Source organism: Paraburkholderia monticola, assembly GCF_001580545.1.
GTDB classification, from domain to species: domain Bacteria; phylum Pseudomonadota; class Gammaproteobacteria; order Burkholderiales; family Burkholderiaceae; genus Paraburkholderia; species Paraburkholderia monticola.
Genome location: NZ_LRBG01000039.1, coordinates 554,867 through 570,866, shown reverse-complemented (window position 1 = coordinate 570,866; position 16,000 = coordinate 554,867). Strand labels below are relative to the sequence as shown.

At 61.0% G+C, this 16,000-nt stretch carries 13 protein-coding genes and 1 pseudogene; 9 read left to right on the top strand and 5 right to left on the bottom strand.

The genetic code is table 11. The features are described from left to right. Window positions 1-332 precede the first annotated feature (332 nt). A complete protein-coding gene (locus tag CI15_RS33735; protein WP_062137691.1) occupies window positions 333-845 on the bottom strand; it encodes a hypothetical protein in 513 nt (170 codons plus the stop codon). Between the two features lie 584 nt (window positions 846-1,429). On the opposite strand from CI15_RS33735, the gene CI15_RS33730 reads away from it, so the two are divergent. The 4 genes and pseudogenes from CI15_RS33730 to CI15_RS37950 form a co-directional block, all read left to right on the top strand. Beyond that, window positions 1,430-1,960, top strand: coding sequence for a 2Fe-2S iron-sulfur cluster-binding protein (locus CI15_RS33730; protein ID WP_062137688.1), 531 nt, complete (start codon window positions 1,430-1,432; stop codon window positions 1,958-1,960). Beyond that, a complete protein-coding gene (locus tag CI15_RS33725) occupies window positions 1,960-2,946 on the top strand; it encodes an FAD binding domain-containing protein (protein WP_062137685.1) in 987 nt (328 codons plus the stop codon). Before CI15_RS33730 ends, CI15_RS33725 begins: the two co-directional genes overlap by 1 nt. Next, window positions 2,946-5,261 carry a xanthine dehydrogenase family protein molybdopterin-binding subunit gene (locus CI15_RS33720; protein WP_062137682.1) on the top strand — a complete coding sequence of 772 codons (2,316 nt, stop codon included), beginning with the start codon at window positions 2,946-2,948 and terminating at the stop codon, window positions 5,259-5,261. The genes CI15_RS33725 and CI15_RS33720 overlap by 1 nt, the downstream gene beginning before the upstream one ends. A gap of 5 nt (window positions 5,262-5,266) precedes the next feature. Further along, window positions 5,267-5,554 (top strand): annotated as a pseudogene (locus CI15_RS37950) (aldehyde oxidase); the annotation flags it as partial. 81 nt (window positions 5,555-5,635) lie between these two features. Here the strand turns inward: CI15_RS37950 and CI15_RS33710 are convergent. Beyond that, the gene (locus CI15_RS33710; protein WP_062137676.1) at window positions 5,636-6,517 is read right to left on the bottom strand and encodes a LysR family transcriptional regulator; all 882 of its coding nucleotides are present in this window, start codon (window positions 6,515-6,517) and stop codon (window positions 5,636-5,638) included. A 283-nt stretch (window positions 6,518-6,800) separates the two neighbouring features. On the opposite strand from CI15_RS33710, the gene CI15_RS33705 reads away from it, so the two are divergent. Further along, window positions 6,801-7,925 carry a porin gene (locus tag CI15_RS33705; protein WP_062137675.1) on the top strand — a complete coding sequence of 375 codons (1,125 nt, stop codon included), beginning with the start codon at window positions 6,801-6,803 and terminating at the stop codon, window positions 7,923-7,925. Window positions 7,926-8,022: 97 nt separating this feature from the next. On the opposite strand, the gene CI15_RS33700 is transcribed toward CI15_RS33705, so the two are convergent. Beyond that, window positions 8,023-8,793: an ABC transporter substrate-binding protein gene (locus CI15_RS33700; RefSeq protein ID WP_062137672.1), complete on the bottom strand. Its 771-nt coding sequence runs from the start codon at window positions 8,791-8,793 to the stop codon at window positions 8,023-8,025. A gap of 460 nt (window positions 8,794-9,253) precedes the next feature. Here CI15_RS33700 and CI15_RS33695 point away from each other — a divergent pair, with 460 nt between their 5' ends. The 4 genes from CI15_RS33695 to CI15_RS33680 are packed head-to-tail and all read left to right on the top strand — an operon-like array spanning window position 9,254 to window position 13,594. Beyond that, window positions 9,254-9,472 (top strand): DUF3311 domain-containing protein, encoded by a 219-nt coding sequence (locus tag CI15_RS33695; RefSeq protein ID WP_062137669.1) that lies wholly within the window; start codon window positions 9,254-9,256, stop codon window positions 9,470-9,472. Then, entirely contained in the window at window positions 9,469-10,956 is a 1,488-nt protein-coding gene (locus CI15_RS33690; protein WP_062137667.1) for a sodium:solute symporter family protein, read from the top strand. The genes CI15_RS33695 and CI15_RS33690 overlap by 4 nt, the downstream gene beginning before the upstream one ends. Further along, window positions 10,953-12,146 (top strand): amidohydrolase family protein, encoded by a 1,194-nt coding sequence (locus CI15_RS33685; RefSeq protein WP_062137665.1) that lies wholly within the window; start codon window positions 10,953-10,955, stop codon window positions 12,144-12,146. The genes CI15_RS33690 and CI15_RS33685 overlap by 4 nt, the downstream gene beginning before the upstream one ends. Further along, window positions 12,143-13,594 (top strand): amidohydrolase family protein, encoded by a 1,452-nt coding sequence (locus CI15_RS33680; RefSeq protein ID WP_062137662.1) that lies wholly within the window; start codon window positions 12,143-12,145, stop codon window positions 13,592-13,594. The genes CI15_RS33685 and CI15_RS33680 overlap by 4 nt, the downstream gene beginning before the upstream one ends. An 87-nt stretch (window positions 13,595-13,681) precedes the next feature. Here CI15_RS33680 and CI15_RS33675 read toward each other — a convergent pair whose 3' ends face one another. After that, on the bottom strand, window positions 13,682-14,518 hold the full coding sequence (locus CI15_RS33675) for a bifunctional allantoicase/(S)-ureidoglycine aminohydrolase (RefSeq protein WP_062137659.1): 837 nt from the start codon (window positions 14,516-14,518) through the stop codon (window positions 13,682-13,684). Window positions 14,519-14,539: 21 nt separating this feature from the next. Continuing rightward, the gene (locus CI15_RS33670) at window positions 14,540-15,775 is read right to left on the bottom strand and encodes an amidohydrolase family protein (RefSeq protein ID WP_062137656.1); all 1,236 of its coding nucleotides are present in this window, start codon (window positions 15,773-15,775) and stop codon (window positions 14,540-14,542) included. Between the last annotated feature and the right edge of the window lie 225 nt (window positions 15,776-16,000).

The window sequence follows — 16,000 nt, the reverse complement described above, 5'->3', positions numbered from 1 at the left end:
TTTTACCCTATGCGCAAAGCCCTTACCACACTTGTCACACCAGCATCGGATCGTTTCATATGTCACGGTTACACCGCGCTCGAAGAGCAGTTTCTTGATCACATCAATCTCCGTGGATTGAACTGAGTATCCGTCATGCGTGCCTAGCCTGCGCTCGGTACCCATTGCCCAGTGACGGCGTCGCGGCGGGTGTAGTGATCAGGATTGAGGAAGGCGAGGATGGCAATGCCCAGCGAGGCAGCGAGTGCACTGATCCACCAGCGGGATAGTGGCGCAGCGACCACGCGACGGACGACAGGGTGAGTATCGCGCTTTCTCTTTTTGCGCCAGTTTCATCGGCGCCCCGCTCGTGTGATCGCACTCTGTGTCAGGCGAGCTGCTTTCAGCCGGTCGCCATACAGGGTCGCACGTAAAGCCTGCTCTGACCGATGCTTTTTCATCTGCGCTCGCCAGGCATCCATCCCGGCGCAATAGGTCTTCATGGTAGCGAGGTCGAACCGGGTGAACTCCCGATCGATGGCAAGTACTTCGTTGTGGTATCGGGTGAGGTTTCCCTGAGCATCGATGCCGTGCGACCTCACGTGTTCCTCGCCAATAATCTTCGTCAGTTCGTCGAGTTCATCGCCTTGAAGGGGGGAGTGCTGCGACCAGCCGCGCAGTAGAGTATTCACCAGGCAATATGTAGCAGCGACGCCAAGCGCCAGGCTCATGACGACAGCGATCGTGTCACCGTCGACGTTCGGTGCACCGGCCTGGAAGTCGTGCACCGTCTTGAAGAACGCCAGGCCGATTGCAACGACTATGCCGATGATCAGCGTTGCGGGAAATGCGCACAAACCTCGCATGAACGACTGCTTGCATCGTAACTCTTCTATCGATGGGGCAGGCTTCAGCGTGGGCTGAGGAGGTAATGTGGGGTATCGATGTGGCATTTCTGATCTCCCATGTTTCGTGCCTGTGCAGAGTCCGGCGTTCACTTGGGCATCCATCGATCGAGAGGAAAACTCATCTTTGCCGTATCGCGTGACGCGGTCGAGACCATTGCACAACCAGATCTCCCGAGGGCGGTCGCCGAAAGCGATTTGCAAGTGTCATCTCTTGTTTCGTGCGATGTCGAAACCAAGACGATTTTGCGGCCATTGATTTTTATCGGGCATTTCCCTTGCTGTGGCATCGCGGAGGAATGCGCCGTCCGTTTATCGGACGTTGCTGCCCTGAATATCGACAAGCGGCCGGCGTTCGATCACCAACAGAGGCACTATCCTTGTAAATCAACATCAAGTTTCAAGTGCGCTGGGTCTGGGTTCAAGCTGCGACTACTTGATGTGTCCCGTGAATCGATCGCAGCATCGCAACCAATCCGCCGCATTGACGTTAGCTTGTTGCGGCGGCATCGGGGTGATTTCCCGAATCTACCTGGAGTGCAATCATGCATTTCATCATTAACGGCAATAGGGTCGAGTTTGACTTCGACCCCAGGACCTCGCTACTCGATCTGCTGCGCGAGGAATGTCATCTGTTCGGCGCTAAAAAGGGTTGTAACCAGGGCGCATGTGGCGCTTGCACGGTGCTGGCCAACGGAATACGCATCAATAGTTGCCTCGCGCTCGCCGTGCAGTATCAGGACTGCGAGATCACCACCGTTGAAGGGCTGGGCTCACCTGGGGAGCTTCACCCGTTGCAGGCGGCCTTTGTGGAACACGACGGCTTCCAGTGCGGCTACTGTACCCCCGGTCAGATCTGCTCGGCTGTCGGCATGGCCCAGGAGCTGAAGTGCGGCGTGCCGAGCTATGTAAGCGACGACGTGACCGCAGCCGGCTTCGAACTGACAGATACCGAGTTGCGCGAGCGAATGAGTGGCAACCTCTGTCGCTGCGGCGCGTATAACGGCATCGTCGACGCGATCCAGGACACGTACGGCACGAACAGGATCGAGTCCAGCGAGCGCGAGGCCACATAATGGATCCCTTCACCTATGAACGCGCATCCGACCACCAGACGGCGCTGACGCTTGGCAGCCGGTCGGGTGCCAAATACGTGGGCGGGGGCACAAATCTTGTCGACCTGATGCGCGAAACCATCGAGCATCCGACGATGCTCGTCGATGTCACAGGTCTCTCGTGCGCGATAGAAGAGACAGGCGATGGCGGTCTGCGGATCGGCGCCGGCATGAGGAACACCGCCGTGGCGGCTGATCGCCGCGTGCGCGAGCGCTATCCGATGTTGTCGCAGGCCATTTTGGCAGGGGCTTCGGCGCAGATCCGCAATATGGCGACGGTGGGCGGCAACCTGCTCCAGCGCACGCGCTGCGGTTACTTCTACGACGACGCCGCGCACTGCAACAAACGCGAACCCGGGGCGGGCTGTGACGCCATCGAGGGCTTCAACCGCATGCACGCGATCTTCGGCGCATCGAACGCCTGCGTTGCCACGCATCCGTCGGACATGGCCGTTGCCCTGGCCGCGCTGAAAGCGGTGGTGACAGTTGAGAACCGCAATGGCGCCCGCGACATTCCATTGGTCGATTTTCATGTGCTGCCCGGCGAAACGCCGCACGTCGAAACGGTGCTGGAGGCGGGCGAATTGATCACCGCCGTGACCGTGCCGGCCGGCATTGCGGGGCCTTCCGCCTATCGCAAGGTACGCGACCGGGCTTCCTACGCTTTCGCATTGATCTCGGTCGCGGCCGCTCTGGAAGTGCGGGATGGCGTCGTGAAAGAGGTCCAAATCGCGTTGGGAGGGGTTGCCCATAAACCATGGCGCGCGTACGTGGCCGAGGCGGCCTTGCAGGACGGACCGCCGACCGAGGCGGCGTTTCGCGCGGCGGCGCAGGCGGAGTTCGCTGCCGCTCGAGGTCTTCGCGACAACGCCTTCAAGATCGAATTGGGCCAGCGCGTGGTCATCGACACGCTGGTGAAGTTGGCTGCTCTTCAGGAGACACGCTGATGCCTATTCTCAAGGACACCATGCAGGCAGTGATGAAAAAGGCCATCGCCCTCGCACCTGACAGCTTTATCCCCGGCGGCAAGCCCGATCCGCTGATCAATCACAAACACGGCCTGATCGGTGCGCCGGTCAGCCGGATCGATGGACCATTGAAAGTTTCCGGCCAGGCGAGCTTCGCCGCGGAGTTTCCGATGGACGGAATGACCTATGCGGCGCTCAAGTATTCCTCTATCCCCCGTGGGCGCATCGTCAGCATGGATACTGCTGCTGCCGAAACCGCGCCAGGCGTCGTATTGGTGATGACCTACGAGAACGCGCCGCGTCTCAAACCGATGCCGGCATTCATGACCCAGCCCAAGGCCATCGGCGGCGATGATCTGCCGGTCATGCAGGACGATCAGGTTCACTGGAATGGCCAGCCGGTCGCGCTGGTGCTGGCCGAAACCCAGGAGCAGGCTGACTACGCTACGTCCGTGATTCACGTCACGTATGAGCAGAGCCGCGACGCGGTAACGTCGCTCGATGCGGCCAAAGCGAGAGGTTCCGAACCCGGGGTCTTTCTGGGTGAGCCGCTCAAGCTCGAGATCAATGATGCGCTGGCCATGCTGGCGGCGGCGCCCTACAAGATCGACGTGCGTTACACGACGCCGCGCCACAACCACAATCCGATCGAGTTGCATGCGGCGACGCTCGCCTGGGAGGGGGATACGCTGCGCATCCATGACGCCGTGCAGGCGGTAGCTCACGAAGCGTGGACCATCGCTCACGTGTTCGGCATCGACGAGAAAAACGTGCGCGTCACGTCGCCGTATGTCGGTGGAGGCTTTGGTTCAAAAACGGTATGGCAGCACCAGATCCTGGCAGCCGCGGGGGCGAAGCTGGCGCAACGTCCCGTGCGGATCATGCTGTCCCGGGAAGGGGTGTATCGCCTCGTCGGCGGCCGTACCTTCACCGAACAGCGCGTGGCGCTCGGCGCTCAGGCTGACGGCACCCTGGACGCCCTGATCCACACGGGCACAGTCGCGATGACGCCGCACAACAACATGCCCGAGCCGTTCATTCTGCCGGCAAAAAGCGTCTACGCCTCCCGAAGCTTTCTGCTCGACGTCGAGACCGTCAACATGAATATGACGGCCAATACCTTCATGCGCGCGCCGGGCGAAGCTGTCGGAACTTTCGGACTGGAATCCGGCATCGATGAACTCGCTCACGCCATGGGCATGGACCCTGTCGAATTGCGGATCGCCAATGAACCAGAAAAGGATCCGACGACGGGGCTGCCATTCTCTCAGCGCGGCATCGTAGAGGCCTGGAAGGCCGGCCGGGAGCGATTCGGGTGGGCCGCGCGCGGTAAGGCTGGCACACGGCGTGAGGGGGACTGGCTGGTCGGTATGGGCTGTGCCACGGGCACGTATCCTTATTATCGGATGCCAGGCGGCGCGGCAAAGATCACGCTGACCGACAAGAGCCGGGCCACCGTCAGTATCGCCGCGCATGAAATGGGGATGGGCACGTCGACTGCCCAGACCCAGGTCATCGCCGAGCGTCTCGGGCTGACCATGGCCGACATCGACTTTGAATACGCCGACTCGACGTTACCGGGCATGGTGCTGGCCGGCGGTTCACAGCAGACGGCCGCGATAGGCGCTGCAGTGATTGCGGCCCATCACAATCTCGTCAGGAAACTGCTCCAGTTCGCCGGCAATCGATCGCCGCTGTCTGGCCTACTGTGGGACGAGGTGGGTGGCCGCGACGGCGGTCTCTGTGCGTTGGAAGATGAGAGCCGGTTTGAGAGCTACGCCGCGCTACTCGCCCGTGCCAGGCTCGCGGAAGTGAGTGTCGAGGCAGAGGCGCCGACGCCTTTCGAGTTGCAACACTGGTCCATCCACAGCCATAGCGCTCTCTTTTGCGAGGTGAAAGTGAACGTTGTCACCGGCGAGATCCGTGTGAGCCGGTTTCTCGGCTCTTTCGATTGCGGCCGGATCATCAATGCCAAAACCGCCGCCAGCCAGTTTCGCGGCGGCATCATCATGGGTCTCGGTCTGGCATTGATGGAAGAAACCCAGTTCGACGAGAGGACTGGCCGTGTGATGAACCCATCGCTAGCCGACTATCACGTGCCGGTTCACCTTGACGTGCCGAAGATCGACATCATCTGGAATGACGAAGCGGATCCTCATACGCCTATGGGCGCGCGCGGTGTTGGCGAGATCGGCATTACGGGGGTGGGCGCAGCCGTCGCGAATGCTGTCTTCAATGCGACGGGCAAGCGAATTCGCGATCTTCCCATCACGTTGGACAAGATGCTGGGTTAGCTCGCGGGCGGCCTGATGTGCTGGGCGGTAATCAGGCCGGCGTTGCTGTGTTGGCCGATGATTATTGGTCGGCGCACAAAGGGCAGGCAGCGCTGCATGTGGAGTCGGAAGACAGTCCGCTGGAGACCTTCGATAGCAGCACACTTGCAGCGCGTCAGGCGGCGTGGCTCGATGATCCCGAGGCGCGGGTGGTGCCGACTGTCCAGAACGGAGATATGAAGACTGCGTTTCCGCATGGGGCGCGGGTCATCGAAGCGTCGTATTCGATGCCTTATAAAGCACCGTGTCCGCTTGGCATGAGGACATGCATGGATGCCCTCGGGGCCGAAACCCAGGGGGTATTGTTTATTTGGGGCATCAGCAGGTCGCGCCGGTCAGCGACGCGACTGTACAAACATCCGCGACAGCGCACGCGCAAGCTCCTTTACGACCGGATCGGCGGTCGGGCGATGCAGGAGTGCGATATCCATCGATTCGATCGAAGGCAGTCCGCTTTTGCGCGTCAGCACAACGTGCTCGGCGGTGACCGCGCGCGCCGGCAGAAGACTAATGCCGAGACCATCGGCGACGGCTGCCTGAATGCCGCTCAGACTCGAACTGATGAAACTGATCCGCCAGCGGCGTCCGATTGCTTCAATCGTGTTGATCATGTCGTCACGGTATAACCCGCGAGGCGGGAACGCGACGAGCGGAATTGGATCGAGCTCGATACAAGGGTTATTTGCGCTGTCGATCCACCTCATTTGCTCGGGCCACGTCGCGACCGCTTCGCGGCTGTTGCGACGCTGTTTGACGAGAGCCAGGTCGAGATCGCCCCGATCATAGCTATTGGCCAGGTCACGGCTCAAGCCACTGGTCACCTCGAGCTTCACCGCCGGATGCTTGCGATTGAACGTCGCGAGTGCATGGGTCGTGGGGCCGCCGACAAAATCCTCCGGCACACCGAGACGGACGGTCAAGCCCACCGTCGCACCCGACAGCGCTTCGATCATCTCGTCATTGAGCGCTAGCATCCGTCGCGCGTATCCCAGCAGCGTTTCTCCCGCATCGGTCGGACGCACGTCCCGGCTTCCACGATCGAGCAGCTTATGTCCCGCCATCTCCTCCAGCCGCCGCACTTTCTGGCTCACGGTGGACTGCGTCGAATGTAGCCGCGCAGACGCCGCGGTGAACGTGCCGCAGTCGGCGACCATGACAATCGCTTTGAGTAGATCCAGATCGAACAAGGGTCTACGTGGTTTCGCACTGGTTGACATTGAACTGTTCGATCCGTGAATTGACTGGTCAACTTGTATCACGCACCGGAGCGGCTGGCAATCGAGCCAACCCTACGCTTCGCTGACAGCGCCCACACATGGAGCAGGTGCGTTTTCTGAACTATTCAGTGTTCAACTGCATGCCATTTGAACATTTCATTTTCGAATGCCCAGCTTGTCTAGATAACATTCAGCGACTGACGACGTGGCGTTTCCGCGCAGTGCGTGGACGCCGCCCATCGCGGTACAGAGACCTCATAACGACGGCTATAGGTTAGACAAAATGGAGAGACAAGTGAGCAAGAACTGGAGGATGGCACTCCTGAGCATCGGAATGACGGCGGCGCTCCCGGGCGCGGCGAACGCGCAGTCCAGCGTGACGCTATACGGCATCGCCGATTCTGGCGTGACCTACACGAACAACCAGCAAGGCCATACGGCGTGGGAGGCGACGAGCGGTAACGAATCGGGCTCGCGTTGGGGCCTGCTCGGATCCGAAGATCTCGGCGGCGGTCTGAAGGCGCAATTCCGGCTGGAAAACGGGTTCGATATCGAGAGCGGCCGACTCGCGCAAGGTGGCCGGCTGTTCGGCCGCTCGGCGTACGTGGGCCTGAGCAGCGACCGGTTCGGCACGCTCACGTTTGGCCGTCAGTACAACTCGACCCAGGACATCCTCGGCAACCTGCAGATCAGCAGCGTGCTGACAGGCTATTCCGCTCACCCGCACGACAACGACAACATCAACAACACGTTCCGCACGAACAACGCGGCCAAGTACGTATCGCCGACCTTCGCGGGCCTGCAGGCGAATCTGGTGTATGGTTTTTCGAACTCGACGAACTTCTCGTCGAACAATAGCTGGAGCGCCGGTCTCACCTATACCAACGGCCCGCTGAATCTGGGGGCCGCCTACGCCCGGATGAACGACCCCGCCAGCAGCGCGGTGGGGGCGGTGGCGTCGGACAACTACTATGGCAGCGAGTCGATGTTCGGCACGCCGCTTGGAAGCGCGACGCGCCAGCAGATCTGGGGCGCCGGTGGCACCTATTCATTTGGTCCGGCGCAATTTGGACTCCTCTATACCGGGTCACGATTCGACGTGCCGACAGCTTCGTCGATTCATTTCGATAACTACGAAGGCAGCGTTACTTATTACGTCACGCCGACTTTGGTGCTTGCGCTCGCCCAGGTGTATACCCATGTGACTCAAGGGTCGCTGTCGGGGCACTTCAACCAGACCTCGACGGGCGCGAAATATCTGTTGTCCAAGCGCACGGATCTGTACGTGAACGTTATGTACCAGAAGGCTTCGTCGAGCATCGGGCAGGCGTGGATCGAAAGCATTTCAGCGCCGTCGTCGACAACGTCGCAGGTTGCGGCTGTGGTCGGCATTCGTCACAAGTTCTGATCGGGAATTCATAGCGACCGCGTTCGGCGAACGAAGGCAACTTCGCTTAGTTCGCCGATAGCCCCGGTTCTCACCCGTCAGGTCAGCCAACCACTTATCAGTTATAAACGTCGAACGAGAAGTACTTGCGCGAAATCCGCTGATAAGTGCCGTCCTGAATAATTTCGGCCAGTGCCTTGTTGATCTGCAGACGCAGATCGTCATCCTCCTTACGTACGCCGATGGCCGCACCGACGCCCAGCGTTTTCGGATCGTTCAGGGCGGGGCCGGCGAATGCAAAATCGCGGCCGTTCGCGGACTTCAGAAAGCCAAGTTCCGCCTGCACTGACGATTGCAGCGCAGCGTCTATACGGCCGGCCAGCAGATCCTGATACACGAGGTCCTGGGTCTGATAGGTCCGGATCGTGACGCCTTTCGGTTCCCAGTAGGCCCGGGTGTACGTTTCCTGCGTCGACCCTTGTTCCACGCCAACGGTCTTGCCCTTCAACGATTCGGGAGTCGGCAGAATACCCGCGTCTTTTCTGGCGACCAGCCGCGGGAGCACGTTGTCGATCTTGTCCGTGAAGGCGATCTGTTCCTGACGCTTCCCGGTAACACTCATCGACGACAGTACACCGTCGAACTTTCTTGCTTTGAGCGCCGGAATCATCCCGTCGAAAGAGTTTTCGATCCACACACACTTGACCTTCAGCCTTTCGCAGATCGCATTGCCAAGATCGATGTCGAAGCCCACCAGCTTCCCGTCCGGCGCGAGGGACTCGAACGGGGCATAGCTGGGATCCACGCCGAAGCGAATGGCCGTCATATCTCTTGCATGTCCGATACCGGCCACCAGGGCGAGCGTCGCTGCGAGCGCAAGTTTCTTCATGAAGTCTCCGTCTATTCGATAAGTAGGATGTTTGTGAGGGCTGCACTGCCTCTTGCGGGGTGTTACGCGCCCTGCGGCAAGCGTAAGCATCCCCAACATCATGGGGAAATTAAATATTCGACTGGGCGCTAGTGGCCAAAGCGATGACCTCTGCGGGTGCCTTTTTTGCAGCCGGAGGTCCGTTGGGTATTTATTTATCAACTACCGATCATCAAAACATTTAATTTTCGAATGAGATGGCAGGTGGATATCATCAACGGTGATCTGAATGGCGAGTAATTGGCGAATGAGCGACGAGCTACCGCAAGCGTCGAAGAATCGCCTATCAGCAAGACAAGAACCCGGAGACAGACATGAGAAATGCACAGGTGAAATGCAACTGGAGGAGGGCGCCCGAATCGGTCGGCACGGGAATCGTGCTGTACCGCATCGCCGACTTCGCCGCCACGCGAGTATCGCCATGAAACTCCGCATTCTGCTTGCCGCGCTGCCGTTCATCGGCCTTTATTCAGGTGGTTCGCTCGCCGCGCACACGCCGTTCCTGTTCGGCATACCGTTCCTGCTCGTTTGGAACCTGATCTGGATGGTCGGGACGGCCGCCATTCTGGCGCTCATCTATTGGCTCGATAGCCGCGACAAATCCGCGGGCGCGAGCGGTTGCGTGAGAGGCGGGCAATGAACGCGGCGCTCATCATCATCGTTCTGTTCGCGATCTTCGCGCTCGCGGTGGGCCTTTACGCGCGTCGCGGAAAGAAACTCAGCCTGGAGCAATGGGCGGTCGGCGGACGCGGCTTCGGCGCACTGCTTACTTTCCTGCTGATGGCGGGTGAAGCCTTCTCGACCTTCACCTTCCTCGGCGCAAGCGGCTGGACCTATAGCAAGGGCGTACCGGCGTTCTACATCCTGTCATACGGCTGTCTCGCGTATGTGATCGGCTATTGGATGCTGCCAGCCATCTGGCGCTATGCGAAAGACAACGGCCTCGTATCGTTCGCCGATTATTTCGCCTCCAGGTACGAGAGCCGCGCCGTGGGCGTGCTGGTGTCCGTGGTGGCCGTGTTCGCGATGGTCGCGCTGCTCATCATCCAGTTGCGCGGGCTCGGCATCATCGTCTCGGAGATGTCGTATGGCCTGATCGCACAGAACACGGCGATCTGGATCAGCGCGCTGCTGATGGTCGCGTACATGATGGTCTCGGGCATTCATGGCTCGGCGAGTATTGCGATCTTCAAGGATGCGCTGATTCTCGGCCTCGCGATCTTTCTCGGCACCTACTTGCCGTTGCATTACTTCGGCGGCTTAAGTGAGATGTTCGCGCGTATCGATGCCGTGCATCCGGAACTGCTGCGTATGCCGGAGCATGGATTGAATCTGAGCTGGTACAACTCGACCTTGCTGCTGACGTCGCTCGGCTATTACCTGTACCCGCACGGGTTCACCGCGATCTATGTGTCGCGCGATGCCTCGGCGCTGCGCAAGAACGTCGTGCTGATGCCGATCTATCAGGTGCTGATCGCGTTCCTGTTCCTCGTCGGATTCGCGGCCGTGCTCACCGTGTACGGGCTCGAAGGCGCGCAGACCGATCTCGCGTTGTTGCGGCTCGTGAAGCAGACTTTCCCGTCGTGGTTCGTCGGTATCGTCGGCGGGGCGGGCTTGCTCACGGCGTTGGTGCCGGGCTCGCTGATCATGCTCAACGCGTCTACGACGATCGCGCGCAACATCTATCGCGAAGGCTTCGCGCCACAGGCCAGCGACAGGGACGTGGCGCGCGTCGCCCGCATCTCGCTGCCGTTGTTCACGCTGGTCGTCGTCTTCTTCGTGCTGCGCGGCGGCACAACGTTCGTGGCGCTCGCGATCTTCTCGTCGAGCCTGCTAACTCAACTCGTGCCCATGCTCGCATCGAGTTTTCTGAAGCGTCCGTTCGGCACGCGCGAAGCGGCGTTCGGCGGAATTGCCGCAGGCGGCGTCGTGCTCGGGCTGTCGAACTGGGGCGGTATGACGCTTGCGTCCATATTCCCGAACGCGCCACTCGCGTTCACGTCCATCAACATGGGACTCGTCGCTCTGTTCTGTAATGCGGTGATCTTCGTTGCAATCAGTGCCGCGCAACGCCTGTTGCGCACGCGTTTCGATACGGCCGTCGAATCGGCAGGACAAACATGACTCGCTCTCTTTATCTCTCCAATGTCCGGTTGGCCGATGGCCAGCAGGTTTCCGTATCGGTCGTCGATGGCCGTATCGAGGCGCTCGGCGCGCATGCCGCTGCAGCGCCCGACGCCCATATCGAGGACGGCAGCGGCGCATTACTGCTGCCGGGTTTCGTCGAAGGCCACACGCACATCGACAAGAGCAACTGGGGACGCCCGTGGTATCGCAACGAAGTCGGCCCCTTGCTCACCGATCGCATCGGCAATGAACGCGAATGGCGCAAGACATCCGGACACGATGCGGCCTCGCAGTCGCTCGCGCTGTCGCGCGCGTTCGTCGCGGCGGGCACCACGCGTCTGCGTACGCATGTCGATATCGATACCGATGCAGGCCTGCGTTATCTGGAAGGCGTGCTCGCGACGCGCCAGGCGATGCGCGACGTGCTGGACATGCAGATCGTCGCGTTTCCGCAATCGGGCATGCTGATTCGCCCCGGTACCGTGGAACTGCTCGGCGGCGCACTCGCTGAAGGCGCCGACGTGCTCGGCGCGCTCGATCCTGCGTTGATCGACGGGGATCCTGTCGCCTCGCTGGACGAGACCTTCGCGCTCGCCGAACGTTATCGCAAGCCGATCGATATTCATCTGCACGAGCCGGGCGAAATCGGCGCGTTCACGCTGAGACTTCTGCTCGATCGCGTCGAGGCGTTGGGCATGCAGGGGCAGGTCGTGGTCAGTCACGCGTTTTGTCTGGGCGCGTTGCCGGAGCGCGAACGCGACGCGCTGCTCGATCGGATCGCGAATCTGCGCGTGGCGTTGCTGACGAGCGCACCGCCTTCGCGCACGGTGCCACCGCTCAAGCTTTGCCGCGAGAAGGGCATCACGATGTTCGGCGGCAACGACGGGATTCGCGATACGTGGTCTCCCTACGGCGTCCCGGACATGATCGAACGCGCGATGCTGATCGGCCTGCGCTATGACCTGCGCCGCGACGATGATCTGCTGATCGCCTTCGATTGCGTCAGTGACGCCGCTGCGCGCGGCTGCGGATTCAACGACTACGGTCTGCACGCCGGCGCGCGCGCCGACCTCGTGCTGGTGGATGCGGAGTCCGTCGCGCATGCGGTGGTGGCGAGGCCGAAGCGCAGGCTCGTCGTCGCAAACGGACGCATTGTCGCGCGTAACGGAGAACTGCTCAAATCATGAACGAATACGAAAACGTAGATGTGCTGATCGAGCACGGCTGCGTCATTACGATGGACCCGTCGCGCCGCGTCATCGACGATGGCGCGGTGGCCGTGAAGGGTGATCGCATCGTCGCTGTCGGCGAGACAGCCGCGCTCGCACGGCGATACCGCGCCGAACGGGTAATCGATGCGCGCCGCAAGGCCGTATTGCCAGGTCTGATCGATGCGCACGCCCATGCCGGGCACGCGATGCTGAAAACGATCGGCGGCCCGGATGGCGATGCATGGACGGCGGCGTGCGAAGCAATCTATACGCGCGCATCGAACGAAGCGTTCTGGGAAACGGAGTCGCATCTCGCGGCGCTGGAGCGTCTGAAAGCAGGCGTGACGACGGGCGTTTCGCTGCTGGGTGGCGGGGATTCGATCATGCGTGTCGACGACCCCGCGTACGCGCGGCGTCACTGCGACGCGGTGGTCAGAACGGGCACACGTTCGGTCGTCGCAGTCGGGCCGTCGCGTCCGCCCGCGCCTCGTGCCTATACAAGGCACGGTGCAGGCGGCAGCGAGACGCGCGACATCACGTTCGATCACATGTTCGACGTGTGCAAGGACATAGTGGATGCGTGTCACTGCGACGCCGATGGCCGCATCCGGATCGCGTTGGCACTGCCCGTTTATGCGCCGGAGCACGACCCGGCCGTCGCGCGATACGAACGCGATTATCGGCGCGAGGCGGCCCGCTATGCGACGCTTGCGCGCGAGCGGGACCTGAGTTTCACGCAGGATGGCCATCGCGCGGGCACACTCGATTTCGCGCATCGCGAACTGGGATTGCTGAGCGCGAAGTCGTTCATGTCGCATGCCATCGATCTGACGGAGGCCGACATCGCAGCATGCGTCGAGACGGGCGCTTCGATCGTGCACAACCCGAGCGCGATCATGTCGATCATCGGACGCTGCCCGGTGCCGGAACTGATCGATACGGGCGTGACGGTTGCGATCGGCTCCGACGGCGCGGCGCCCGACAGGGGCTACGACATGTTCCGGCACATGTGGCAATGCATGCACTACCATCGCCGGCACTTCCGCGATCCGGATGTTCTTCCGCACGGCAAGGTGCTGGAGATGGTGACGATCGATGCCGCGCGCGCATTGTCGCTCGATCACGAACTAGGCTCGCTCGAAGCGGGCAAGCAGGCCGACATCATTCTGGTCGACCTGTTCAAGCCGCACCTGATGCCGCTGAACATGCCTGTCTACCGCGTCACCTGCTTCGCAAATGCGGGCGACGTATGCATGACGATGGTCGGCGGGAAAATCCTGATGGAGGACTATCGGGTGTTGTCGGTCGATGAAGGCGCGGTGCTCGAACGCGTGTCGGAAGTGGCGGAACAGACGTTCGAGCGCGCGGGTTTGCGTCATCTGCTCGACGCACCGCCGACGCTCTGGAGCCGCAGCCACTATTGAGGCCTGAAGTGCGATTGAAGCAGAGAATTCCGCGGCACGTTCCGGTGAAAGGGCGTGCCGCTTTGCATGGCATGTTTCGCGCGGAATTTATCGCGGCGCGTTGAGCGTCAGCTTCATATGCCGGTTGACGTCCTTATACAGCAGATAGCGGAAACGGTCCGGTCCGCCCGCATAGCAGGCCTGCGGGCAGAAAGCGCGCAGCCACATGAAATCGCCGGCTTCCACTTCGACCCAGTCCTGGTTCAAACGATAGACCGCCTTGCCTTCCAGCACGTACAGGCCGTGCTCCATTACGTGCGTTTCCGCGAACGGGATGACGCCGCCAGGCTGGAAGGTGACGATATTGACATGCATGTCGTGGCGCATGTCGCCGGTATCGACGAAGCGCGTCGTCGCCCAGCGCCCTTCCGTGCCGGGCATCGGAATCGGTTCGATGTCCTGCTCGTTCTTCACGAAGGCTTCGGGAAGCGGCACGCCATCCACGGCTTCATAGTGCTTGCGAATCCAGTGGAAGCGGGCGGTGTCTTTATGGCGATTGCGCAGCTGCCAGTTCGTGCCGGGCGGAATGAACGCATAGCCGCCGGATTTCAGAACGCGCAGGGTGCCTTGCAGCGTGACTTCGATTTCGCCTTCGACGACGAAGAGCACACCTTCGGCTTTCTCATCCTGTTCGGGATGCTCGCTGCCGCCCCCTGAAGCGACTTCCATGATGTATTGCGAGAAAGTTTCGGCAAAGCCGGAGAGAGGGCGCGCCAGTACCCAGAGGCGAGTGTTGTCCCAGAAGGGAAGGTGACTGGCGACGATATCGCGAAGCACTCCTTTGGGAATGACCGCATACGCTTGCGTGAACATCGCGCGATCGGTCAGCAGCTCCTTCTGCGACGGATGACCGCCCTGAGGCGCATAGTAGGTATTGCCTGACATACGGTTTTCTCCAGTCAATGGTTATCTCGTGGCACTCAGGGCCACGTCATCGTGAGGTTCGGCTTTCGCCGACTCGAATCGCAGGCGCGACGCGTCGTCCTGGAACTGGCCGCTGCGAACGATGGCGCGGTTCGCAGGCGCCGCTGCAACGGCAGCGGCGCCGTTGGGTGCGTCGACTATGACGAAGCTCGCTTCATTGCCGGGCTTCAGCCCATAAGCGTCTTTCCCGAGCACGGCGGCGCCGGCGTCTGTTGCCATGTGAAGCGCGAACAGCAGTTCGTCGTCGGTGTAGAGACCGGAGCGGTAGCCGATCAACATCGCTCTTTGCAGCATGTCGCCATTGCCGTATGGCCACCACGCGTCCCGGATGTTGTCGTTGCCGGTGAAAACGCGCACGCCCGCTTCACGCAACCGCAGGATCGGCGGGAAGGCACGGTCGCCGGGCGCGTTGGTCATGATCGACACGCCGGCATCTGCAAGCGCCGCGGCGATCCGGTCGACCACATCGGGAGCGACATCGCCCAACCCGTAGGCATGGCTGACGGTTACGCGGCCCTGCAGCCCCGACGCCTTCGTGCGTGCAGCGATCCGGTGCAACTGGTCGATCCCTTGCTGTCCCGGTTCGTGCAGATGGATATCGATCTTCACGCCGCGTTTTTCCGCGATGCCGAAGACGATGCGGAGCTGTCCTTCGGCGTCACCGTCGAGAGTCGTCGGGTCGATGCCACCGACAACCTGTGCGCCTTCGCGCACAGCCGCATCGAGAACCTCCGCTGTGCCGGGACAGGAAACGACGCCTGCCTGGGGAAACGCCACCAGCTCGATGTCGACGAGGCCGCGCCATTTTTCGCGCGCTTCCATGACTGCGTGCAGGTTGGTCAGTCCTGTGGTTGCGTCGACGTCCACGTGACTGCGCATTGCCATCGTGCCGAACGATGCGGCCTGACGTATCAGCGCATCCGCGCGCTTCGCGATGGAGCGTGCGCCGGCCAGTTCCTGCTTCTCGACGGCAAGACGTTCACGCAGACTGGAGACCGGGCGGTGAGGGCGCCAGCGATCGCCCACGAAACTCTTGTCGAGATGAATATGTCCATCGACGAAGCCCGGCAGGACGAGATGACCCTTGAGATCGATGATCTCTTCGTTGCCCGTCTCGGGGCGTTGCGAGCCAATGGACGCGAACACGCCGTCTTTCACCGAGAGGTTCAATGGATTGCCATTCACGTCGATGGCATTGACGAAGACGCGGTCGAACATTCTTGAGCCTCAATGATTCAGGACATGGTCGACGCACGCTGGATCGGTTGCGGCGCGCGTCGATGGGTCTCTGGTGTGGTTGAGCTATAAAAAATACAGGAGGCGCGCGGCATCACCCAATTAAATGTTGGAATGCGATCTATCCATTTTCTGAATGGTGATCGTGATTCGCACAGAGCGATGTGGTGGACTCGACGGTGGGATCCGTCGGGATGTTCACGCTGA